General features: G+C 73.7%; 3 protein-coding genes. All 3 read left to right on the plus strand.

Annotated features, from left to right (window positions below; genetic code table 11):
• Positions 1-124 precede the first annotated feature (124 nt).
• Positions 125-658 (plus strand): hypothetical protein, encoded by a 534-nt coding sequence (locus ABZ260_RS48810; protein ID WP_355632163.1) that lies wholly within the window; start codon positions 125-127, stop codon positions 656-658.
• Between the two features lie 211 nt (positions 659-869).
• Positions 870-2147, plus strand: a complete 1278-nt coding sequence (locus tag ABZ260_RS48815; protein WP_355632165.1) for a M48 family metallopeptidase — start codon at positions 870-872, stop codon at positions 2145-2147.
• The gene (locus ABZ260_RS48820) at positions 2144-3271 is read left to right on the plus strand and encodes a glycosyltransferase family 4 protein (protein ID WP_355632168.1); all 1128 of its coding nucleotides are present in this window, start codon (positions 2144-2146) and stop codon (positions 3269-3271) included. Before ABZ260_RS48815 ends, ABZ260_RS48820 begins: the two co-directional genes overlap by 4 nt.
• Positions 3272-3360: the final 89 nt, after the last annotated feature.

Below are 3360 nucleotides of genomic sequence, written 5' to 3' on the forward strand. Positions count from 1 at the left end.
ACATGGCCGCCCCCTCCCGCCTGGCCCTGTCCGACCGTGTGTGCACGGCGCTGCAGATCATCGAGCACTGCCAGCCGACCGGGCCCGCCGCGCGGTCGCGGCGATCTGGGGGCCGGTCCGAGCGGTGATCCTGTTCCCCGCCACCGACGCCGAGGCCGCGGCACTCGCCGGAGCGGAGAGCACCCGGGGCCTGGCCGCGATGGCGACCGCGGACCGGGTGATCGTCCTGCCCTCGGGCTACGCGAGGCTCAGCACGACCGGCAGGGACGTGGTGATCACGCACGAGCTCGTGCACGTGGCCACCGGCGCGACCCGTGGCGGCCGGGTGCCGATGTGGCTGTCGGAGGGCTTCGCCGACTACGTGGGCTACCGCGATGCCGGGATCCCGGTGCGGACGGCCGCCGCCGAACTGGCCGCCGAGGTGCGCGCCGGAGTCCTGCCCGCCCGTCTCCCCGGTCCCGCCGACTTCGCCCCCGGCGCCCCGCGGCTCGCGCAGGTGTACGAGGAGGCCTGGCTCGCCTGCCGGTTCATCGCGGAGCGCTTCGGCGAGAAGGCTCTGGTGAGGCTCTACGGTGGCGATGTCACCGGCACGCTCGGCCTGTCGCCTGCCCAACTCACCGTGGCGTGGCGTGACTACCTCGGAAAGGAACTCGCCTGACATCCTTGTGTCCTTTCCCGGTCCAGGGCTCACCTGGCGGATCTCGCCGTGGCGAGGAGTGGTCGGCGGGTGCCTCGCAAGGCACGGGAGGGAGCCGCGGCGTGCCGCGGTGACCGGTGACGACTCGGCGAGGCGCCGTCCGGCCGACCGCGGCAGGCAGAAGATCCAAAGGACGGGGCCCCGGGTTCGGGCTCCACGCTGGAGGTGTTTGATGACGCTGAGCACGACGGACGCGCCCTCGGGCGTGCGGCCGGCGGGGTGGGCGCTGGCCGCGCTGGGGGTGGTCACGCTGGCGGTCGTGGCGTTCGCCACGCCCTGGCGGGCGCTGCCCGAGGGGGCCCCGGCGGTCGTCCCCGATCCGGCCCGCGACTTCACGGCCGAGCAGATCGCCAGGTCCGAGGCGTTCGACAAGCTGGTCAGCGTACCGGGTTACCTCTCCCTCGGCCTGACGCTGGTGGTGGCGGGGGTGCTGGTGGGCACCCCGCTGGGCGCGCGGCTCGTCGGCCGGCTGCGGGGGCCGTGGTGGTTGCGGGCGCTGCTCGGCGTGCTGGCGCTGTCGGTGGCCGTCGCGATGCTGCGCTGGCCGCTGGGGATGTGGTCGGAGACCTACCTGCGCGACTTCGGGCTGTCCACCCAGACCTGGCCGACCTGGACCGCCGACCGGATCAAGAGCATCGGTGTCGGCACCGCGCTGACCGCGATCATGGTTCTGGCGGTGGTCGCGCTGGCACGGCGCTACCGGCGCTGGTGGATCCCGGCGGCGGCCGGCGCGTTCGCGCTGACGGTGGCGGCCTCCTTCGCCTATCCGGTGCTCATCGAGCCGATCTTCAACGACTTCAGGCCGATGGAGGCCGGACAACTCCGCGACGACCTGCTCGCCATGGCCGCCAGGGACGGCGTGCCGGTGGAGGACGTGCTCGTCGCCGACGCCTCCCGGCGGACCACCGCGCTCAACGCCTACGTCTCCGGATTCGGCGCGACCCGCAGGATCGTCGTCTACGACACGCTGCTCCGGGCGCCCGCCGACGAGGTCGAGCTGGTGGTCGCGCACGAGCTCGGTCACGCCAAGGCGGGTGACGTGCTCTCCGGTACGCTCGTCGGAGCTCTGGGCGCGGCGTTCGGGGCGTGCCTGCTCTACGTGGTGACCTCGGCGGGGGGCGTGCGGCGCCGCGCGGGGATCTCCTCCATCGGCGACCCGAGGGCGGTGGGCCTGGTCATGGGGTTGCTCAGTCTGGTCACGGTGCTGTCAGGACCGGCACAGAACCTGGTGAGCCGGCACATCGAGGCCCGTGCGGACGTTCACGCGCTGGACCTGACCAGGGATCCGGCGACGTTCGTCGCCATGCAGAAACGGCTGGCGGTCACCAACATCTCGGATCTGTCGCCCGACCTCGTGGAGTACGTGCTCTACGCCTCGCATCCCAGCGCGCCGCAGCGCATCGCGCTGGCGCGCTCCTGGGCCCGGCTGAACGGTCTCTCCGAGCCATGAGGCGCACGCTGGTGGTCACGAACGACTTCCCGCCCCGCGCCGGAGGGATCCAGTCGTTCGTGTACGGTCTCATCGCCCGCCGCCCGCCCGGCTCGGTCGCCGTCTACGCCCCCCAGTGGCCCGGCAGCGAGGACTTCGACCTGCGGCAGCCCTACCCCGTGGTGCGGCACCCCACCTCGCTGATGCTGCCCACCCCCGCCGTCGCCCGCCGGGCGGCCGCACTGATCGCCGAGTTCGGCTGCGAGACCGTGGTCTTCGGGGCGGCGGCACCGCTCGGGCTGCTCGCGCCCAGGATGCGCGAGGCCGGGGTCCGCCGCGTCGTCATGGTCACCCACGGCCACGAGGCGGGCTGGACGGCGCTCCCGATCGGCCGCCGGGTGCTCGCCAGGATCGGCGCGCACGCCGACGTGGTCACCTACCTGGGGGAGTACACCCGGCAGCGGCTGGCCAGGGTGATACCCGAGGACAAGCTGGTGCGGCTCGCGCCCGGCGTCGACACCGAGGTGTTCGCGCCCGAGGCCGGGAGAGAGCAGGCGCGCGCGGCGCTCGGACTGGGAGAGCGGCCGGTGGTGCTCTGCCTGTCCAGGCTGGTGCCGCGCAAGGGCCAGGACACGCTGCTGCGAGCCTGGCCCGGCGTGCTGCGGGACGTTCCCGACGCGATGCTCCTGATCGTCGGCGGTGGCCCGTACCGCAGGACCCTGGAGCGGCTGGCCAGGCCGATGGGCGGCTCGGTCCAGATCATCGGCCCCGTGCCGGAGGCCGCGCTGCCCGGCTACCTGGCAGCGGGCGACGTGTTCGCCATGCCGTGCCGTACCCGCCTGGGCGGTATCGACGTGGAGGGGCTCGGCATCGTCTATCTGGAGGCGTCCGCCAGCGGGCTGCCCGTGGTGGCGGGCTCCTCGGGCGGCGCCCCCGACGCCGTGCTACGCGGGCAGACCGGCCTGGTCGTCGACGGCACCCGTCCGGACGAGGTCACGGCGACCCTGGTCGACCTGCTCAAGGATCCGGCCGGGGCACGTGCCATGGGTGAACGCGGGCGCGAGTGGGTCGCGCGCGAGTGGAGCTGGGAGCTCGCCGCCTCCCGCTTCGCCCGCGTTCTGGAGTCCGTGGAGGCCCCCGACTAGGCCCTGTCCTGCGGATCTTTTGCCTACTGCGGTCGGTCAGGCGGCGCCTCGCCGCGTTGTCGTCGGCCACCGCAGCACGCTGCGGCTCC

The organism is Streptosporangium sp. NPDC006013 (assembly GCF_040614275.1).
Lineage (GTDB): Bacteria > Actinomycetota > Actinomycetes > Streptosporangiales > Streptosporangiaceae > Streptosporangium.